15 protein-coding genes and 2 tRNA genes are annotated in these 18,351 nt (G+C 58.5%); 13 read left to right on the top strand and 4 right to left on the bottom strand.

What is annotated here, in order from left to right:
• Nucleotides 1-148: 148 nt before the first annotated feature.
• From AB5202_RS04860 to AB5202_RS04845, 4 genes are all read right to left on the bottom strand, one after another.
• The gene (locus AB5202_RS04860; protein WP_368143631.1) at nt 149-1,027 is read right to left on the bottom strand and encodes a dihydrodipicolinate synthase family protein; all 879 of its coding nucleotides are present in this window, start codon (nt 1,025-1,027) and stop codon (nt 149-151) included.
• Nucleotides 1,028-1,084: 57 nt separating this feature from the next.
• Complete coding sequence (locus AB5202_RS04855) at nt 1,085-1,996, bottom strand: amidohydrolase family protein (protein ID WP_368143630.1); 912 nt, start codon at nt 1,994-1,996, stop codon at nt 1,085-1,087.
• A gap of 131 nt (nt 1,997-2,127) precedes the next feature.
• Nucleotides 2,128-3,261: a PTS transporter subunit EIIC gene (locus AB5202_RS04850; RefSeq protein WP_368143629.1), complete on the bottom strand. Its 1,134-nt coding sequence runs from the start codon at nt 3,259-3,261 to the stop codon at nt 2,128-2,130.
• A 39-nt stretch (nt 3,262-3,300) separates the two neighbouring features.
• The gene (locus AB5202_RS04845) at nt 3,301-4,827 is read right to left on the bottom strand and encodes a UxaA family hydrolase (protein ID WP_347492282.1); all 1,527 of its coding nucleotides are present in this window, start codon (nt 4,825-4,827) and stop codon (nt 3,301-3,303) included.
• A 199-nt stretch (nt 4,828-5,026) separates the two neighbouring features.
• Between AB5202_RS04845 and AB5202_RS04840 the strand changes: the two genes are divergently transcribed.
• From AB5202_RS04840 to AB5202_RS04780, 13 genes are all read left to right on the top strand, one after another.
• The gene (locus AB5202_RS04840) at nt 5,027-5,782 is read left to right on the top strand and encodes an IclR family transcriptional regulator (RefSeq protein WP_368143628.1); all 756 of its coding nucleotides are present in this window, start codon (nt 5,027-5,029) and stop codon (nt 5,780-5,782) included.
• A 120-nt stretch (nt 5,783-5,902) separates the two neighbouring features.
• Nucleotides 5,903-5,977: transfer RNA gene (locus AB5202_RS04835), tRNA-Gly, on the top strand.
• 426 nt (nt 5,978-6,403) lie between these two features.
• Nucleotides 6,404-7,750, top strand: coding sequence for an adenylosuccinate lyase (gene purB / locus AB5202_RS04830; protein ID WP_368143627.1), 1,347 nt, complete (start codon nt 6,404-6,406; stop codon nt 7,748-7,750).
• Between the two features lie 138 nt (nt 7,751-7,888).
• Nucleotides 7,889-8,725 carry a substrate-binding periplasmic protein gene (locus AB5202_RS04825; RefSeq protein WP_368143626.1) on the top strand — a complete coding sequence of 279 codons (837 nt, stop codon included), beginning with the start codon at nt 7,889-7,891 and terminating at the stop codon, nt 8,723-8,725.
• Nucleotides 8,722-10,521 carry a GGDEF domain-containing protein gene (locus AB5202_RS04820; RefSeq protein ID WP_368143625.1) on the top strand — a complete coding sequence of 600 codons (1,800 nt, stop codon included), beginning with the start codon at nt 8,722-8,724 and terminating at the stop codon, nt 10,519-10,521. The genes AB5202_RS04825 and AB5202_RS04820 overlap by 4 nt, the downstream gene beginning before the upstream one ends.
• Before the next feature lie 113 nt (nt 10,522-10,634).
• Nucleotides 10,635-10,898, top strand: a complete 264-nt coding sequence (locus AB5202_RS04815; RefSeq protein WP_055287275.1) for a TIGR03905 family TSCPD domain-containing protein — start codon at nt 10,635-10,637, stop codon at nt 10,896-10,898.
• Complete coding sequence (locus AB5202_RS04810) at nt 10,898-12,109, top strand: hypothetical protein (protein ID WP_368143624.1); 1,212 nt, start codon at nt 10,898-10,900, stop codon at nt 12,107-12,109. The genes AB5202_RS04815 and AB5202_RS04810 overlap by 1 nt, the downstream gene beginning before the upstream one ends.
• A gap of 153 nt (nt 12,110-12,262) precedes the next feature.
• Nucleotides 12,263-12,985, top strand: a complete 723-nt coding sequence (locus AB5202_RS04805; protein WP_117735814.1) for a response regulator — start codon at nt 12,263-12,265, stop codon at nt 12,983-12,985.
• 12 nt (nt 12,986-12,997) lie between these two features.
• The gene (locus AB5202_RS04800) at nt 12,998-14,563 is read left to right on the top strand and encodes a sensor histidine kinase (RefSeq protein ID WP_368143623.1); all 1,566 of its coding nucleotides are present in this window, start codon (nt 12,998-13,000) and stop codon (nt 14,561-14,563) included.
• 118 nt (nt 14,564-14,681) lie between these two features.
• Nucleotides 14,682-15,560 (top strand): phosphoribosylaminoimidazolesuccinocarboxamide synthase, encoded by an 879-nt coding sequence (locus AB5202_RS04795; protein ID WP_368143665.1) that lies wholly within the window; start codon nt 14,682-14,684, stop codon nt 15,558-15,560.
• Complete coding sequence (locus AB5202_RS04790; RefSeq protein ID WP_368143622.1) at nt 15,561-16,136, top strand: hypothetical protein; 576 nt, start codon at nt 15,561-15,563, stop codon at nt 16,134-16,136.
• Between the two features lie 89 nt (nt 16,137-16,225).
• Entirely contained in the window at nt 16,226-17,506 is a 1,281-nt protein-coding gene (locus AB5202_RS04785; RefSeq protein WP_368143621.1) for an aminopeptidase, read from the top strand.
• A 28-nt stretch (nt 17,507-17,534) separates the two neighbouring features.
• Nucleotides 17,535-17,610, top strand: a tRNA-Lys gene (locus AB5202_RS04780).
• Nucleotides 17,611-18,351 lie beyond the last annotated feature (741 nt).

The raw sequence follows: 18,351 nt of genomic DNA, 5'->3' as shown, positions 1-18,351 counted from the left end.
GCAGGTAGAAGTAAATGAAAAAGGACCCCCACGGGTCCTTGTCTCCATATATTTATGAAGTTATGGAAATAAATTCATAAATTAAACAAGAAAAAAGATATTTGGATCGATGTGAAGACGATAATCTCACATCGATCCAAATACAAGTCTATGACAGGAGCTGTTCGATTGTTGCCTTTTGGTCATCACTGGCCTGTATGGCGGGATCAAAGATCGCGGTCGAGATTGGAAGACCCTTTATATTGACCGCTACTTTGATGGCAGATACAAACAAATCGCAGGCGTCGTAGACGGCCATGAGCGACGAGATGCGCTTGGCGCACTCGATGGCGGTCGCGAAGTCGCCTGCCTGGTAGGCGCCGTGCAGCCTCACAAAGAGCTCGGGCTCCACGTTGGTGAGGCCACACAGAACGCCGTTGCCGCCGCTCGCGCGGTTGACCAGGTAGTACTCGTCGAAGCCGGAAAGGACCGAGAACTCGGGGTTGACCTTGCGGACGGCGCGGATGACCTTGCGCGTGTGGCTGATGGTGTCGACCGTGTCCTTGATGCCGCAGATATTCGGATGGGCGGCGGCGAGCCTGGCCACGAGCTCGGGCGACAGGTCGGTGCCGGTGCGCGCCGGAAAGTTATATAGCACGACGGGCAGGTCGGTGGCGTCTGCGATGCCGCCGAAGTACTTTTCGGCAGCGTCGTCGGTGGGCCCGAAGTAGTACGGCGAGACCGCCAGAACTGCGTCGGCACCGGCCTTCTGGGCATAGCGCGTGAGTTCGAGGACGTTGTCGTAGGTGGTGTCACCCACGCCGACGAAGACCTTCATGCGGCCGGCGACCCGCTCGACGGCAAAGTCGATGACCGACTTCTTGTCCTCGAGGCTCACGCTGTAGAACTCGCCGATGCTGCCAAACAGCAGCACGCCGTTGATGCCCGCGTCGGCCAGGTGGTCCAGGTGCCTGCCCCACAGCTCGTAATCGATCTTTCCATCATCGTCGGTGATGGTGATGGAGGGGCAGAAGACTCCCTCAAACATGTGTCACTCGCTTTCCGGGGTCACACCCCCACGAATCCCTGCACTGCCGAGAAGGACCTAGAGGTAGTAGGCCTTGACGGCGTTATCGTAGAAGACACCCTGCTTCTCGGCGTCGGTGAAGACGTCGGAGTCCTCGATGAAGCTATAGAGGTCCTTGTAGTCGAACTTGGTGAGGACACAGGGGGAGTCGGTGCCCCAGATGATCTTGTCGGCGCCCAGGACGTCCTTCGCCATCGCGATGTACTCGAGCGCGGTGGGATACGGGTAGGCCTCGGGAGCGACGTTCCAGGGCAGCGCGGAGAGATCGACCCAGACGTTATCGTGGGCGAGGTACGGAAGCGCGCACTTGAGGACGTCGCCATCCTCAAGGGACGGGGCGAGCAGGTGACAGACGACAATGTGCAGGCTGGGGTACTTCTTGGCCAGGCGATATACGGCCTCGGGCTGGCAGCTGGACTGGTTGGGGCTGCCGATGTCGAGCACCAGAGTGGCGTCCTCGACCTGGGCGATCCTGTCGATGAGGACCGTCATCTCGGGGCCGTCGACCGCGAAATCACGGTGGTAGCCGGAAAGGCCGCCGCCCACAGAGACCTCGAACTTGAAGACGTGGGCGTGCAGATCGTTGATGAAGTGCTCGAGGATCTGCTGGGCGCAGCGGCAGAAGGGGTCGAGCATGACCGCGGCTTTGAAGCGGTCAGGCTGCTTCTCGGCGCATTCCATGGCGTACTCGTTCTGCAGGCCGTACAGGACGCCCTGCAGCAGGATGGCCTTCTCGACGTCGTTTTCGTCCATGACATCCATGAAGGTCTCAACGAGGTACTCCTTGTCTCCCTTGCCCTCGGGGATGATACGGAACTCTTCGCCGGTGGCCCAGCGACAGTTGCCGTTGCCCAGGGGGCGCAGCTCTCCGGCCTTGCCCATGGAGCCGATGTGGTCAAAGACGTGGGCGTGTGCGTCGATCTTCTTCATTTTGTTCTCCTTACGTCAAATAATGTCTAATGGATATATGGTCAGTGACGGATACGCTTTGCTGCCAGGTGGGCACCACCTCCAGTCGAACCCGCAGGCGCGGGACATAGAGTGGCCTTGCAATCCGGACGCTAGGCGGACTGCTCCTCGGCCTCCATCTCCTCCTCGGTCACGTCGTCGATCGGGACGAAGAGCGTGAACAGGAAGGCGAGGCCAAAGGCGAGCGCCAGCGAGATGCAGAAGGGAACGAACGCGCGGCTCATGAAGACGGGCAGCGTGGTGAGCGCGGGCAAAGCGAAGGCGGTGCCGGCGCAACCGAACAGGCCTGCCACGGCGGAGCCAATGCCGCCGGCGACGCATGCGCAGACCATGGGCTTCTTGAGGCGCAGGTTCACGCCGTACATCGCGGGCTCGGTGATGCCCAGCAGCGTGGTGAGCGAGGCGGAGATCGCCTGGGAGCGGAACTTCTTGTTCTTAGTCTTGAGGGCGACGGCGAGCGCGGCACCGCCCTGGGCGAAGATCGCGCCGCCGAACAGGGCCATGATGGTGTCGAAGCCGTAGACCGCGACGTTGTTCATGGCAATGGGGAACAGGGCCCAGTGCAGGCCGAGGATGACGAGGAACGGCTGGAACGCGCCGATCAGCGCGCCGGCGACGAGCGGCGAGAGGTTGTAGACGGCCTCGTAGCCCTGCGCGAGCCAACCGCCCACGATGGTGCCGAGGGGGCCGAAGACGGCCAGGGTGAGCGGGACGATAACGATGATCGTGATAGGCGGCGTGAACAGGCCGCGGAAGGTCTCGGGGATGATCTTGTAGTAGGCCTTCTGGACCCAGCTCGCGCAGTAGATGGCAAGAAGGATGGGGATGACGGAGCTGGAGTACGTCGCCTTCGAGAGCTCGAGGCCAAACAGGTAGACGGGCGCGTCCGCCGCCATGATGGTGGTGATGGACGGATACACCAGGATGCAGCCGAGAAGGACGGCGGTCACCGTGTCAACATCGAAGCGCTTTGACGAGGTGTAAGCAAGAAACACCGGGATGAAGTAGAACAGCGAGTCGGCCATCGCGTTGAGGATCGCATACGTGGTCGAGTCGTCGGTGACCATGCCCGAGACCTGCAGAAGCGTCAGGATGCCCTTGAGGATGCCGACGGAGACGAGCAGGTTGATGATCGGGAGGAAGAACGAAGACAGCAGGTCGATGACCGCGTTGACGCCGCGTTGGAACGCGTTGGGCGTCTTTTCTGGGGCTTGCGTGGTTGTCACGGTTTCTCTCCTTTCTGAAGCGTCCTGTCAGACGCGGGCCTACATATAGTTGCAGATGTGCGGAAGGGCGGTCTCGGTATAGCCAAGGGCCTCGGCGCAGACCTTGCGGCCGTTGCAGACGGCGATGATGTCGTCGAGCATCCTGTCGCGCATCTCCTCCATGGACTCGGGGCCGTAGATCGTCGGGCTCGCGTCGAGGTCGGTGTTATCCCTCATGGCCTCGTAGGTGCGCTTGTTGGCAGTCAGGCGATACACGGGCGCGATGGCGTTTCCGGTAGGGGTGCCAAGACCGGTCGAGAAGACCACGAGCTGGCAGCCGCCGGCGATGATGCCGCCCACGCTGGAGGGGTCGTTGCCGGGGGTGTCCATCACGACGAGGCCCTCGTGCGGATTGAGCTGCGCCGCGTACGGATAGACGGCGTTGAGGGGGCTGTGGCCTCCCTTGTGCACGCAGCCGAGAGACTTCTCCTCGAGGGTCGTGAGTCCGCCAGCCATATTTCCAGGGCTGGGGTTGCCCTCTCGCATCTCGGCGCCAAACATCTGGACGTACTTCTCGTAGTCGTAGACGATCTTGAGGATGTCGTCCGAAACCTGCTTGTCCTTCGCGCGGCGGGCGAGGATGTGTTCGGCGCCAAAGAGCTCGGGCGTCTCGCACAGCACGGAGGTGGCACCATGGTTGACGAGCCAGTCGGAGACCTCGCCGATCAGCGGATTGGAGCCAAGGCCGCTCGAGGGGTCGGAGCCGCCGCAGTTGGTGCCGAAGATGAGCTCGGAGATGTCAGTGGGCTCGCGGACGCACTGGTCCGCCTCGGCGACCATCTTGCGGGCAAGGCGCGTACCCTCCTCGATCGCCCTGATGGAGCCGCCGACCTTTTGGATGACCAGGGTCTCGACGGGCTTGTTGGTGCGCTCGCGAATCGCATCGACCACGATGTCGTTCTGGCAGCCCTCGCAGCCCAAGGAGACGCAAACGACGCCATAGATGTTCGGGTTCGCAGCGTAGCCTGCCAAGGCAGCAATAGTCACCTTCTGGTCGCAGTCGACCTGCGAACAGCCATTCTGGTTGTGGAAGGAGACGCAGCCCTCAACCGCGTTCGCGATCCTCTCCGTGGTGTCGGAGGCGCAGATGCTCGTGGGAAGGATCAGGACGTGGTTGCGGATGCCGACACGACCGTCCGGGCGACGGTAGCCCATGAAGGTGCGCGTGCCCTCCGCGGACGAGGAGGTCTTGGAGGCGACGGAGTCGGTGTCGGTGACGACGGAGTCCTTCAGGTCGTCGGAGCTGGCGCAGTTGTGCGTATGAACATGCTGTCCGCGCTTGATGTCCGTGGTGGCCACACCGATGAACTCGCCATACTTGACGATCTTCTCACCCTTGGGGATGTCCACGAGGGCAATCTTGTGGAACAGCGGGATGTCGTCGGTCACGGTAACGCTCGCCAGCGTGCCGTCCGGCATGGGATAGCGGGCCTCGGCGCCCGCCTCCAGTTGGTAGGTGGCGACGGCGACGTTGTCCCTCTGATCGATGACAACGGCGTTTTGGCCTTGGCTTACAGCGTCTGACATGTTTCCTCCCTATGTCCATTTGAATAACGTTCGTATTTACGAACGTTATTCGTTATACGGAACAATATATATGAAATGCTGAAGATCTCACACGGTCCCGCCGCGAATGGTTTTGGTTGGCCGGTGAACGGTTGCTTGAAGGGGCATGCCGCTATACTTACGGGGAAAGTTTGGGCGTTAATGAACAAGGAGAGTTGCCATGTCCTCGCGATATAATCCTGCTGGCCACCGCTCTACCTTGCGGGTTCTATCAATCTTTGAGGCCCTTTCGGCTACAAAGAGCGGACTTACCATGGCGGAGATATGCCGCATTGTCGGCGCTCCAAAAAGCAGTCTCTTCTCGATTTTGCACACCATGGCCGATTCAGATTACGTTAGTTATGACGAGACTACCGGTAGGTATTCGATTGGGCTTAAGACGTATCTGCTGGGCAAGGCATTCGATCGTGAGAGTGGGGGATTGTCCTCTTTTGAGACAGCCATGCGAAAGGTTGTCGCATCGTGCGGAGAGACCTGTCAGCTCGGTGTGCTCGACCACGGTCGTGTCCTCTATATTTCGCGCGTTGATTCCCCCCAGCACATCCGTCTTTCATCGGAAATCGGTAAGACCCTTCCTGCGCACTGCACGGCGATTGGAAAGGCGATCCTATCTCGATGGGATGAGGAGTCGGTTCGCTCGCTGCTTCCTTTCCCATTCGAAAAAACGACTGAGCATGCGGTAAAACACATAGATGACCTGATGCGGCAGCTCGAGGAGGTCCGAAGGTGTGGTTTTGCATATGATCATCAGGAGATGGCAGAAGGGGTTGAGTGCATCGCCGTTCCCATAGAAAAAGGCGGGCGTCTCTATGGTTTAAGCGTTTCGGTCCCTGCGTATCGTTTTGATACTGAGGTGCAAAACGGGGTAGAACACGCGCTTTCTGATGCAAGGGACCAGTTGGAGCGCGTTTCGTAGGCTTTTGTGCCGCAGTGCGCGGTGCGCGATTGCATAGTGATAACACGCCGCATTCATATTGCCCCCTTGAAATGCTCGGTATATACTATCCAAGCATTTAATTTATCCCAATGCGCAATTGCGGGCATCGCCAAGTGGTAAGGCATCAGCTTCCCAAGCTGACACTCGCGGGTTCGAGTCCCGTTGCCCGCTCCATTCGAATTTCAGGCACGGTAACGTTTCGTTACCGTGCCTTTTTCAATAAAGTGCCGGGACTCGAACCCGCCAGGGTGCGAGCGTAAAGCAAACGCGAAGCGTTTGTAGCGAGCAGGCGAAGGCGCCGGAAGGCGCCTGAAGCCGGTGCGGATTTGCGAAGCAAATACGCGGACGTCCCGTTGCCCGCTCCATCGAGCATGGGAGGCCTCGGGAACATCGGATTCAACCCGCTTTGCCCGTGCATGCGCGCCGACCGTGGCATGCCGCCCGCAGCCGGTGCGGATTTGCGAAGCAAATACGCGGACGCCCTCATGGCCGCTCTATGCTACAAAATGTTAGGTTAATGCCTACTGCCCATACTCGCACCTGCGCACGGTACAATGGTTGGGTTACGACCAACGTGCCAATAACCAAAAAGGAGCCGCTATGATCGATCGCTATACCCGCCCGGAGATGGGACACATCTTCTCCCTCGAGAACAAGTACGCCATTTGGCAGGAGATTGAGGTCCTGGCCTGCGAGGCTCAGGCGGAGCTCGGCAAGATCGGTATTTCCAAAGAAGAGGCCCAGTGGATTCGCGACCACGCCAACTTTGAGAAGGCGAAGGTTGACGAGATCGAGGAGGTCACGCGCCACGATGTCATCGCCTTCCTGACCAACATGAAGGAATATATCGACGCCGATGTTCCCGAGGGCGAGCCCAAGCCTAGCCGCTGGGTTCACTACGGTATGACCAGCTCCGACCTGGGTGATACGGCTCTGTGCTATCAGCTTACTCAGGCGTGTGACCTGATTATCGAGGACGTTAAGAAGCTCGGCGTGATCTGCAAGCGTCGTGCCTTCGAGGAGCGCAATACGCTCTGCGCCGGCCGCACCCATGGCATCCATGCCGAGCCGATGACCTTCGGTATGAAGTTTGGCTCTTGGGCATGGGAGCTCAAGCGCGATCTCGATCGTCTTGAGGACGCTCGCAAGAACGTTGCCTTCGGTGCCATCTCCGGTGCCGTCGGCACCTACAGCTCCATCGAGCCGTTCGTCGAGGAGTACGTCTGCGAGCACCTGGGCCTGGTCCACGATCCGCTGTCCACGCAGGTCATCAGCCGCGATCACCACGCCTACCTTGCCGGCGTGCTTGCCACTACAGCGGCCACCTGCGAGCGCATCGCGACCGAGGTCCGCAACCTGCAGAAGACCGATACGCTCGAGGCCGAGGAGCCGTTCCGCAAGGGTCAAAAGGGCAGCTCCGCCATGCCGCACAAGCGCAACCCGATCACCATGGAGAAGGTCTGCGGCCTGTCGCGCGTCGTGAAGTCCAACGCTCAGGTCGCCTTTGACAACGTTGCCCTGTGGCACGAGCGCGACATTTCGCACTCTTCCGCCGAGCGTGTCGCCCAGGCCGATAGCTTCATCGCGCTCGACCACATGTTCCAGTGCCTCATTCGCGTTATCGACGGCCTGCAGCTGTATCCTGCTCGCATGATGGCCAACCTCAACAAGACCCGCGGCCTCATCTTCTCCTCTAAGGTGCTGCTTGCCCTCGTCGATACGGGCATCACCCGCGAGGACGCCTACGCTATCGTGCAGGAAAACGCCATGGCTACCTGGCACGAGGTGCAGGATTGTGTCTCCGGCCCCACCTTTAAGGAGCGTCTCGAGGCCGATCCGCGCTGCACCGTTAGCCAGGAAAAACTCGACGAGATCTTTGATCCGTGGGACTTCCTCACCCGCATCGACACGGTCTTCGACCGCCTGGAGCAGCTGAACTTCGAGTAGGGCTAACCTAATTCGACCGCTTGCGGATGCATTTCAACCTTTGGCGCCTTGCCCATCTTGGGTGAGGCGCTTTTTTATCGCCGCATCAGCCCCGGGTATAAAATGAAATCCGACTGCTATTTCGATGAAGGGGGGCGTGTGCCCGGACGTATCAAGCGAGCCGCCATCGTCTCGTTTACGCTCATGCTCCTTGTCGCCGCCTGTGTGGCCGCCCTGACGTATACCGTTCGAAGCAGTTCTTCCTCCCCGAATGAAGCCGACAAAGACCTCCCGGTACTCAAAATCGGCGTTACGGATAACGACCCCTATGTGTATGTCGATACCACGGGCGATTACGCCGGTATCGATATCGACATCGCCCGCGAGGCCTGCAAGCGCGCGGGGATCAAGCCGCAATTTATCGACATATCTTGGAATGACCGTGATCGCCTACTCAAAAACGGCGATATCGATTGCCTGTGGTGCGACTATTCTCCCTGTTATCGCGAGGATAAGTATTACTGGACTGAGCCGTATTTGACCCTGACGGTTTCGGTCGCCGCCAAGAAAACGAGTGGCATCACGTCCTTGGCGCATCTCGATGGAAGCAAGACCATTGCGGTGATTGCGGGCTCGGTGAGCGAACGCCGATTGCTCGCAGGGGATCTGGATATCTCGCCGGACGTGCAAATCAAATCGTATGGTTCTGCCGAACTCTGCAAAGCCGCCCTCGCCAAAGGGTATGTCGACTGTTGGATGGCGGACGTTCAGTCGCTTGATCGACTCGTTGACCAGTATCCTGGCGTTTATCGTGTGTTCGCCGACAACGTTATGACGGTTGACCTGGGCGTCGCGTTTGATGATAGCTATGAGGGGGAGTACGTCAAAAACCTCGATACCGCACTGTCCGACATGGATCGAGACGGCACGATAGAGCACATTGTGGACAATTACAAGGCAGGAGCGACGACAGGCGGGCAAGGAGCGGAATCATGACAAATGACGAGCGCCGCTTTCGCCGAAAGAGTTTAGCCGCAGTGGGCATCGGCATCGTGGCCAGCGTTGCCCTACTGAGTCTGCTCTATATGGTTGGCACGCATCGCTGCCTTGATAAAACGCTTGGGTTCGGCCAGGAAACCATGGTGTTTTTAAAAAATGCCTGCGAAAAATATGACCGATATGAACAAGGAAGAAAAACCGAGGCGACGCACAATTTTGATGCGGCGCTCGAGTCGTTTGCGACGTTCTTGCCGCCTGATCGATTTGAAGTCAACGACGATCTGGTCGAGGAATATGTCCATACCGAGAGCCTTTCGGGAATGTTGGTCATGGACGCCGATGGTCATATGGTCGCCCATTACGATATCGACGGCCGCGATCCACTCATGCTGTGGCGAGAGGAGCTGGCCTGTTCGTCGATCGCATCGATGTATCGAGGGTCCAAAGTTTCCTACTCGACCGCTGTCGAGCGCCGCGGTGTCGACTTTGCCGTGAGTGCCGTTCCATACGGTGATGGGGTGGCGTTGGGGTATCGATCCCTTGCGGCTGAGCCCGCCGATGACTATTCATACACGATCGCCGACGTCCTTGTGAACAACACGTTCCATCAGAGTCCAACGGTGCTTGTGATGCGTGACGCGCAAATCGTTTCCTCAAACGATTCGACCGTCGATATAACCCTTGCCCGGCTTCTCGCCGATAGCGGAATTGACTGGAAAGACGAGGGCGTAACACGTATCGAATATCGGGGGACCACCTTATATGCCGCGCGTGCGGCATATAAGGACTACCGCCTGTTTGCGCTATATCCCAAATCTGAGGTCATGTCTGACAGGATTTCATTTGTCGCCGTCGGCGTCTTGGTGTGCCTTGCGTTTTGGGTCGTGGTACTGTTGGCTCGAAATATCGCTGACCACCGCAATTTGGTCGAAAAGGATAAACAGCTCGGCATTATCAATGCCATAAGCGCCATCTACGATTCGACCTTCCTTTTGCATCTTGACACCCTCGAGATCGAGGGAATCAATATGTCGCCGGCGATAGCGAAGATGTTTGCCGAGCATAGCGAGGCATATGACTTTATGGACACGGTCTGCCGGGATATCGTGAGCCCCGAAAGCCGCGAAGCGGTTGTGGGGCTCGTAGATATAAGTACGCTTCGTGAACGCATGGAGGGCGTACCGTACTTGGCTGCCGAGGTGCGAGATTGTCGAGGCACTTGGTACTCGCTACAGGTTGTCCCCCAGCATCGCGATGAGCAAGGCCGGTTGGATTCGGTCGTCGTGGCGACGCACAACATATCGATGGTCAAGCATGCCGAGGAGCTGTCATACCAAGATAAACTGACGGGGCTTCGCAACCGCAACTATCTGGAATCGCGTGGAGATAGCCTGGTAAACGAGGACTTGCCAGTGAGCGTGATTATGGTGGACTGTAATTATCTCAAGCGGACCAACGACATTTATGGTCACGAGATGGGGGATGAACTGCTGCGACGGACGGCGTCCGTGCTGCGGCGGGTGGCTGGTGCGGATTACCTGCCGATGCGCGTTGGCGGCGACGAGTTTTTGCTGGTTTGCCCCCATACTGACAACGAGTCTGCGCTCGGGCTGGAACAGGATCTTCGTCTCGGTCTTGCCGCGGTAAGCGATGAGACCCTGACGGTCAGCGCATCGATTGGCGTGGCGACCGTCGAGACGGCTGGAAATACGCTGGCCGATGTATATCGCGTCGCCGACCACAATATGTATCGGGAGAAGCGCATGGTCCACGTACAGGGTGCGGACTGCTAATCTTGCCCCCATCAGTCCAAGCATCGTAGGATGTTGAATCAGTGCCCGCGATACTTTATCGGTTCGGACGGGGATAATAGACGTCTGAAATTTCTTTCTGAGAGGGGATCTCAATGATTAGTTTTGACTACAAGCCTCAGGGTGTATGCTCTCGCAATATTCACCTCAATCTCTCTGACGATGGCAGCAAGGTGCTGGGCGTCGAGTTTACCGGCGGCTGCGATGGCAACCTCAAGGCCATCTCCAGGCTGGTCGAAGGCGCTCCCGCCGATCGCGTAATCGAGGTTCTCGCCGGTAATACCTGCGGTATGAAAAAGACCTCTTGCGCCGATCAGCTTACGCGCGCTATCGAGGCCGCTCGCGCAGAGATCGCCTAATGAGCATCGCTGATCGCTTTAAGAATGGAATAACGCGTCGAGGTTTTGTGCTGGGTGGCGCCGCTACCGGTGCTGCTGCCGTACTGGCCGGTTGCTCGAAAAAAACGGGCACGAGTGATGACGCCGCTGGCGAGCCGCAGGTTATCAAGGACGATTCGAAGATTGTCTCGATCACTGATGAGTACGAGGCTGTCGATATCGATCTTGAGCCCGCAGCCTCGTGGACGCTGCCGCTGGGCACGCTGCTGTACTACTGCGATGGCGACTACGCTGCCGCGATGATGGCGCCTGCTTCTGCCCTGCATGCCAATACGCTTGGTGTGCTCAACCTAGGCGATGGCTCGCTTACCACACTTATCGAGGATCCCATTGAGGGAACCGGTTATGCGTTTTACGACGTTCGCGCGGGTGATGGCGTGTTCGCGTGGGTCGAGATGAACTTTGCCAATGCGTCCTGGAAACTCTATGCGCAAAACCTTGCAGGCTCCTCCCTTACCGGCAACGCTGTCGAGCTCGACCGCGGTGGCGAAAACTACGATCCGCCGCTCTTCACAGCGTATGGGTCGTCGGTCATCTGGTATAAGATGCCTTCGTCCGGCGGCACCAAGACGAGTAACGATTCGTACTGCTACCGTCAGTCGCCCAGCGAGTCCAAGCCTGAGGTTATTTGGAAGTCGACGGGCCGCTTCGCATCCGCCCCGCGTGTGAGCGATGGCATCCTGACCATCTCGCCCCGCGTGCACAATGATGAGGGCGTCTATTACGGTATGACGGCGATCGACCTGACTGACGGCAACAACACGAAGCGAGCTCAGCTGGTGCTTCCTTCGTCGGTTTCGCCTTTCGAGGCCGTGTATATGGGCGACACCTTCGTGTTCTCCATTGAGGCGACGTATAGCGGTGTGGGTAGCCTGGGCAATATGGGCACCTATATCGGTAGCGAGGGCGGGCCGTACCTCTTCCTTTCGCGTGAGCCGCTCGCGTGCGCCGCGGGAAGGAAAAACAAATACCTGGTTAAAGTTCAGGCGTCGCATTTTTTGATTGACACTTCGGCCAAGACCTACGGCTCGCTTCTGTCGCCCGACCGAGCCTTGGAGTATGGCGATTATCCTGCTACGGCGGGCAAATCGAGCTCGTTCTTAACGTACGCAACGGTGCGTAACAGTCAGGGAATTCCCGAGACGGTTACCGCTCGCTTGTTCTCTCTTTAGTCTCCGAGGGGTTAAAAAGGCGTCGACAGGGGAATAAGCGCGTTGTGACTATGAGTACCGCCCGCCGAGCTATCGCACCCATGCGATGCCCGGTGGGCTCAGGTGCGTTAAAATGAGCTTGTTCTTAGCTAATTGAGACAGGGGGGCCGTGTTATGGCTTCAGATGCAAAAAAGATTCTGCTGGTCGAGGATGAGAAGGCAATCCGTGACGCTGTCGCTGCCTATCTCGAGCGCGAGGGCTATTGGGTTGTGGGCGTGGGCGACGGCCAGTCCGCTATCGAGGAGTTCGAGAAGCATCAGTTCGACCTGGTCGTGCTCGACCTCATGCTCCCTAAGATTCCCGGCGAGCGCGTTTGCCGCACCATTCGCGACACCTCGGATGTCCCCATCATTATGCTGACGGCCAAGGGCGAGATTGAGGATCGTATTATCGGCCTCGAGCTCGGTGCCGACGACTACCTGATCAAGCCGTTCTCGCCGCGCGAGCTTGTCGCGCGCGTGCGCGCCTTGTTCCGCCGTGCCCACCAGGCCGATGAGCCGGCCGTCGAGGTGCTCGACTTTGGCGATCTGGTCATTGACATCTCGGGCCACAAGATTTTGGTCGAGGGCAAGGAAGTTGACCTGACGGCTTCCGAGTTCAAGCTGCTCACCACGCTTGCTCGTCACCCCGGCCGCGTCTACAACCGCATGGAGCTGGTCGAGAAGGTGCTCGGCTACGACTTTGAGGGTTACGAGCGCACCATCGACAGCCACGTGAAGAACCTTCGCGCCAAGCTGGGCGACGACCCCAAGAAGCCCAAGTGGCTCTACACCGTCCACGGTGTCGGCTACCGCTTCGAGGCTCCGACCAAGACCGATAAGTCGGACGAGAAATAAGGGAAATCACATATGACACCTGCGCGCTTTGAAATCGGGCAAAAGCATAAGCAGGAGAACGAGGCGGGTTCCAAGGCTAGTTGGAACACGCCTCGTTCCGATTCACGGCCAACGATGAGCTATCCCTCGCGCATGGCCCTGGCTTTTGCCCTGACATCGCTCATGACGGTATTGGTGCTGGTGGGCGTAGTCTCCGTTGTATGGGGCACGGTTTTTACGGATTACACACGCTCCAATATTGTCGAAATCGCCAATTCCGCTGCCGAAAAGTTGGCAACGTCATATGAGGAAAACGGTTCTTGGACCGCGGGGGAGCTGCGTACGGTCGCGACATCGAGCTTGGTGTCCGACGATCTTGGTATGCAGGTCGTCAATAAAAAGGGCGTCATCGTCTACGACGACTCGTGGCCCTCGGCAAGCGCTACTGCCGATGTACGCGAAAATCAGGCGACGACCGACGATGCGAGCGGAAAGAGGACATCGCACAGCCCAGTCTCGTCTGCTCCCACCGATTCCAATAGTGTTGCCAACGTTGAGATCGTGACGTCCTCCGGCGAGCACGTGGGTCAGGTCAAATTGTGGGCGGTTGGCTCCGATGCCCTGCTCACCAGGGCAGACTCGGCATTCAGAGAGAAGACCTTTAACGCCATGGCCCTTGCCGCGGTTGTGGCCGTCTGCATCTCGGTCGTTATCGGAGCGCTTGTGTCGCGCATGCTTACCAAGCCGATTCATCGAATTACGAGCACGGCCAAGCAAATTCGCGACGGCGATCTGTCCGCTCGTACGGGCTTGCGCGGCGATGATGAGATCGATCAGCTGGGCGAGACCTTCGACGAGATGGCCACCTCACTCGAAAAGGATATGAAGCACGAGAAGCGCCTGACCTCTGATGTTGCCCACGAGCTGCGCACGCCGCTCATGGCCATGCTTGCAACGGTCGAGGCCATGCAAGACGGTGTGTATCCCACCGATGACGAACACCTGGAAACGGTCGCATCCGAGACGCGTCGTCTGGCCCGTCTGGTGCAGCAGATGCTCGACCTGTCGCGCATGGAAAACAGTACCGCGCCACTCAACCTGGAGCCGGTGGATATGGTGCCGTTTGTGCGCTCGATTGTGAATGGCCAGGAGCGCTTGTTTGCCGACCGTGACCTGCGTTTGCGCTTTGCAGATGAAACTCAGGGGCATGACGATGTCGTCGAGGCCGATCCCGATATGATCACGCAATGCGTCATCAACCTCATGAGTAATGCCATGCGCTATACCCCCGAGGGCGGATGGGTCGTGGTGTCGGTGCTCAGTGACCGTAAACACGTCGATATTGCGGTCTCGGACACGGGCATTGGAATCGCCAAGGAAGACCTGTCGCGTATTTTCGGACGTTTTTGGCGTGCCGACGCCAGTCGCGCCCGCGAGGCGGGCGGCCTGGGCGTGGGCCTCGCCGTGACCAAGCAGATTGTCGAGCGTCATCATGGCTACATATCCGTGGAGTCGGAGCTTGGAAAGGGTACGACTTTTACGATTCATCTGCCTCGCGAGCACACGGCGGACGCGGCATCTACTACAATGGAGCACTAGCTTTTCGCTATTCGGTGAAGGAGGGGTTTCGTCCCTGCCGCTCCGAGTTTGCGAAAACGTGCGGGGAAGAACCCGCATTACTGTCGTATTTAGGTAAGGAGTGACTCACGTGACAACGATGGAGCGTCGTCCGGATTCCCGTGGCAAGGTTCGTGATATCTATGATGCCGGTGAAAACCTGCTGATGGTCGCCACCGACCGCATTTCTGCGTTCGACTTTATTCTCCCCGACGAGATTCCGTTTAAGGGAGAGGTGCTCAACCGCATCTCGGCATTCTGGTTCGATAAGTTTGCCGACATCGTTCCCAATCACCTCGTCTCCATCGACCCGGCGGATTTCCCCGAGGAGTTTGCCGAGTATCGTGACTACCTCGCAGGCCGCGCCATGCTGGTCAAGAAGGCCCAGACGATTCCTATCGAGTGCATCGTCCGCGGCTATCTGACCGGTTCGGGCAAGAAGACCTATGACGAGAACGGCACCGTCTGCGGCATTCAGCTGCCCGAGGGTCTGACCGAGGCCTCCAAGCTTCCCGAGCCGCTGTTCACGCCGTCCACGAAGGCCGAGATCGGCGACCACGACGAGAACATTTCGTTCGAGCGTTGCTGCGAGATCGTGGGTGAGGATATCGCCACGCAGATTCGCGACCTGTCCCTCAAGATTTACAAGGCCGCTGCCGAGTATGCCGCGACTCGAGGCATCATCATCGCCGACACCAAGTTCGAGTTCGGTGTCATCGATGGCAAGGTTACGCTGATCGACGAGTGCCTAACGCCCGACTCCAGCCGTTTCTGGCCCGCCGCCAGCTACGAGGAGGGCAAGATTCAGCCTAGCTACGACAAACAATTCGTCCGCAATTGGCTCAAAGCCAACTGGGATATGACGGGGGAGACCCCGCACCTGCCCGCCGAGGTCATCGATGGCACGTCCGAGCGCTATCGCGAGGCCTTCCAGATTATCACGGGCTCCCAGTTCATAAGCATGAAGGAGAACGCATAAGTGAGTACCCGTAGCGCCACGAACAAGCGCACGCAATCCCACGAAGTTACCGGGGTTGCGCGCAAGTCCGCCGCATCTGCTAAACCCGCCCGCCAGGCAGCGAGCTCCGTTCGCGTCGTGCCGGCATCATCCAAGGCACGCCGCAAGGAGCTCGAGAAGGGCGAAAACCTGGAAGGTCTTTCCAAGGAGGAAAAGCGCGCCCGCAAGGCCAAACAGCGCGCCCGCGAGGATCGTATCTACACGGTGTCGAATATTCTCCTCAAGCAGGATGGGGACTACACCAAGCGTCGCCGTATTTGGTGGGCTGTGCTCGCTATCGGCATGGTGCTCGTCGTGGCAATTTGGGCTTCGCTCTACTTCGCTCCCGGCGGCACGGTGTCCAGTCCTGTTCAGATGGTCGGCATTGTTTTGTCCTATGTCATCATCCTGGGTGACTTTATCTACGACTTCGTTCGTATTCGTCCCCTGCGCAACATGTACCGCACGCAGGCCGAGGGCATGTCCGAGAACAAGCTCAACGCTCTTATCGAGCGCTCGGCTGCCGAGGAGGACAAGAAGGACTCCAAGAAGAAGTAGCGTTTGCATACATACTTATCGCTAAGATATAAGGCGCGTCGTTTTTGCGGCGCGCCTTTTTACTGTTCTATAGATAGATGGAGTGGCACATGATTCGAGCTGCCCTGACGGTCGAAGAAGCTCTGGAGGGCATGAAGGCCCTGGAGCCCAAGATTAAAAACTATGCGCGCCTGGTTGTCCGCAAGGGCGTAAACGTCAAGCCCGGCCAGGAGGTTGTCGTTCAGTCTCCGGTCGAGTGCGCACCCTTTGCCCGCGTGGTGGTCGCGGAGGCTTATGCCGCCGGCGCTGGCCACGTGACGGTCATTTGGGCCGATGATGCCGTGACAAGGCTTGCGTACGAGCATGTCGATAAAAGCTATTTTGAGCAGACGCCCGAGTGGAAGCGCCTGCAGCTGGATTCCCTGGCCCAGGACGGTGCCTGCTTTATCTTTATCGAGGGTGCGGACCCTGCCGCCCTTAAGGGCATCGATCCCGCTAAGCCTGCTGCAGCTTCTAAGGCAAGGAATACGCAGTGCAAGGTTTTCCGCCGTGGACTGGACTACAACATCAACCCGTGGTGCATCGCCGGCGCGCCGGTCGTGGCTTGGGCGCGCGAGGTGTTCCCGGGAGACGCCGATGGGGTTGCAATCTATAAGCTGTGGAATGCGATTCTGCACACCGCTCGCGCCGATGGCCAGGACCCGGAGAGCGACTGGGAGCTTCATGACGCGGCGTTCGAAAAGAATTTGCACTTTCTGAACGACAATCGTTTTGACTGCCTGCATTACACCGCGGCAAATGGAACCGATCTGACGATTGGCATGACGAAAGGTCACGAGTGGGCCGGCGGCAAGGGCAAGACGCCCGATGGGCACCCCTTCTTCCCCAACATTCCCACCGAGGAAGTATTCACCTCGCCCGATCGCATGCGCGCTGACGGTATCGTGTACTCGGCCATGCCGCTCATCCACCACGGCAATAAAGTCGACGATTTTTGGATTAAGTTCGAGGCAGGCCGCGTAGCGGACTACGATGCCCGCGTGGGCAAGGCGACGCTTGCGAGCATTATTGACACCGATGAAGGTGCCGCTCATCTGGGTGAGGTCGCGCTCATTTCCAAGAACACTCCGATCCGCGAAAGCGGCGTTCTGTTCTATGACACGCTCTATGACGAGAACGCTAGCTGCCACCTTGCGCTAGGCGTCGGCTTCCCTGAGTGCATCGAGGGTGGGTATGACATGTCCAAGGAGGAGCTCCTGGAGCATGGCGTTAACGTCTCGAGCACGCACGTCGATTTTATGATCGGCACGGACGACATCGATATTACGGGCATTACGCCTGATGGACGTGAAGTTGTGATTTTCCAGAACGGCCAATGGAGTTGGGAATAGTCCCAGACCGTGGTACAATGCCACCCGCGGGCCGTTAGCTCAGCTGGCAGAGCAGGGGACTTTTAATCCCAAGGTCCAGGGTTCGAACCCCTGACGGCCCACCATAGAATAGAAAAGCGACTGGCGGATGCCGGCCGCTTTTTTGTTGCCAAGGCATGGGTTCGAACCCGTCGGGGCGCGGAGCTGAGTAAACGCGTGAGCGTTCGCCAGCGCAGCGCGCAAGGCGCGAAAGCGCCGCAGCGGCCGCGTGCGAAGCGGGCTGAACCCCTGACGGCCCACCATAGAATAGAAAGCGATCAACTCCGGTTGGTCGCTTTTTTGTTGCCGCGGCACGGGTTCGAACCCGAAAGGGCGCGGAGCTGAGTAAACGCGTGAGCGTTTGCCAGCGCAGCGCGCAAGGCGCGAAGCGCCGCAGCGGCCGCCTGCGGAGCAGGCTGAACCCCTGACGGCCCACCATAGAAAAGAAAGCGATCGACTCCGGTTGGTCGCTTTTTTGTTGCCGCGGCACGGGTTCGAACCCGAACTTCTCTATATATAAGAACGCTTGGCGAACAAAACCTGCCTTTTACCGACGGGAAACAAATGGTTGATGGTTTTGGAGTAAAGTGGCGCTCCAGAGATGACCGATGCCTTAACACCTATAAACCAGCTGGTCATCGCCAATATCAGAAGCTGCTGCTTCGAATACGGCCTCAGCGAAGCAACTGAGGGTTCTATTTATTTGTGAACAAAATATGGAGTGCCAGATTCCCGCCCGCGGGGGCCCTCCGGTCTGGCAATATATCTCCTTGCCGCGCGGCCCGGTCGAACCGGATCAGCCGCAAAGCGTGCACCTTGAGAACCGG

Source organism: Collinsella aerofaciens, from assembly GCF_040915545.1.
Taxonomy (GTDB): Bacteria; Actinomycetota; Coriobacteriia; order Coriobacteriales; family Coriobacteriaceae; genus Collinsella; species Collinsella aerofaciens_BE.
The sequence above is the reverse complement of the archived record's forward strand: the minus strand, read 5'-3'. Positions and strand labels throughout refer to the sequence as shown.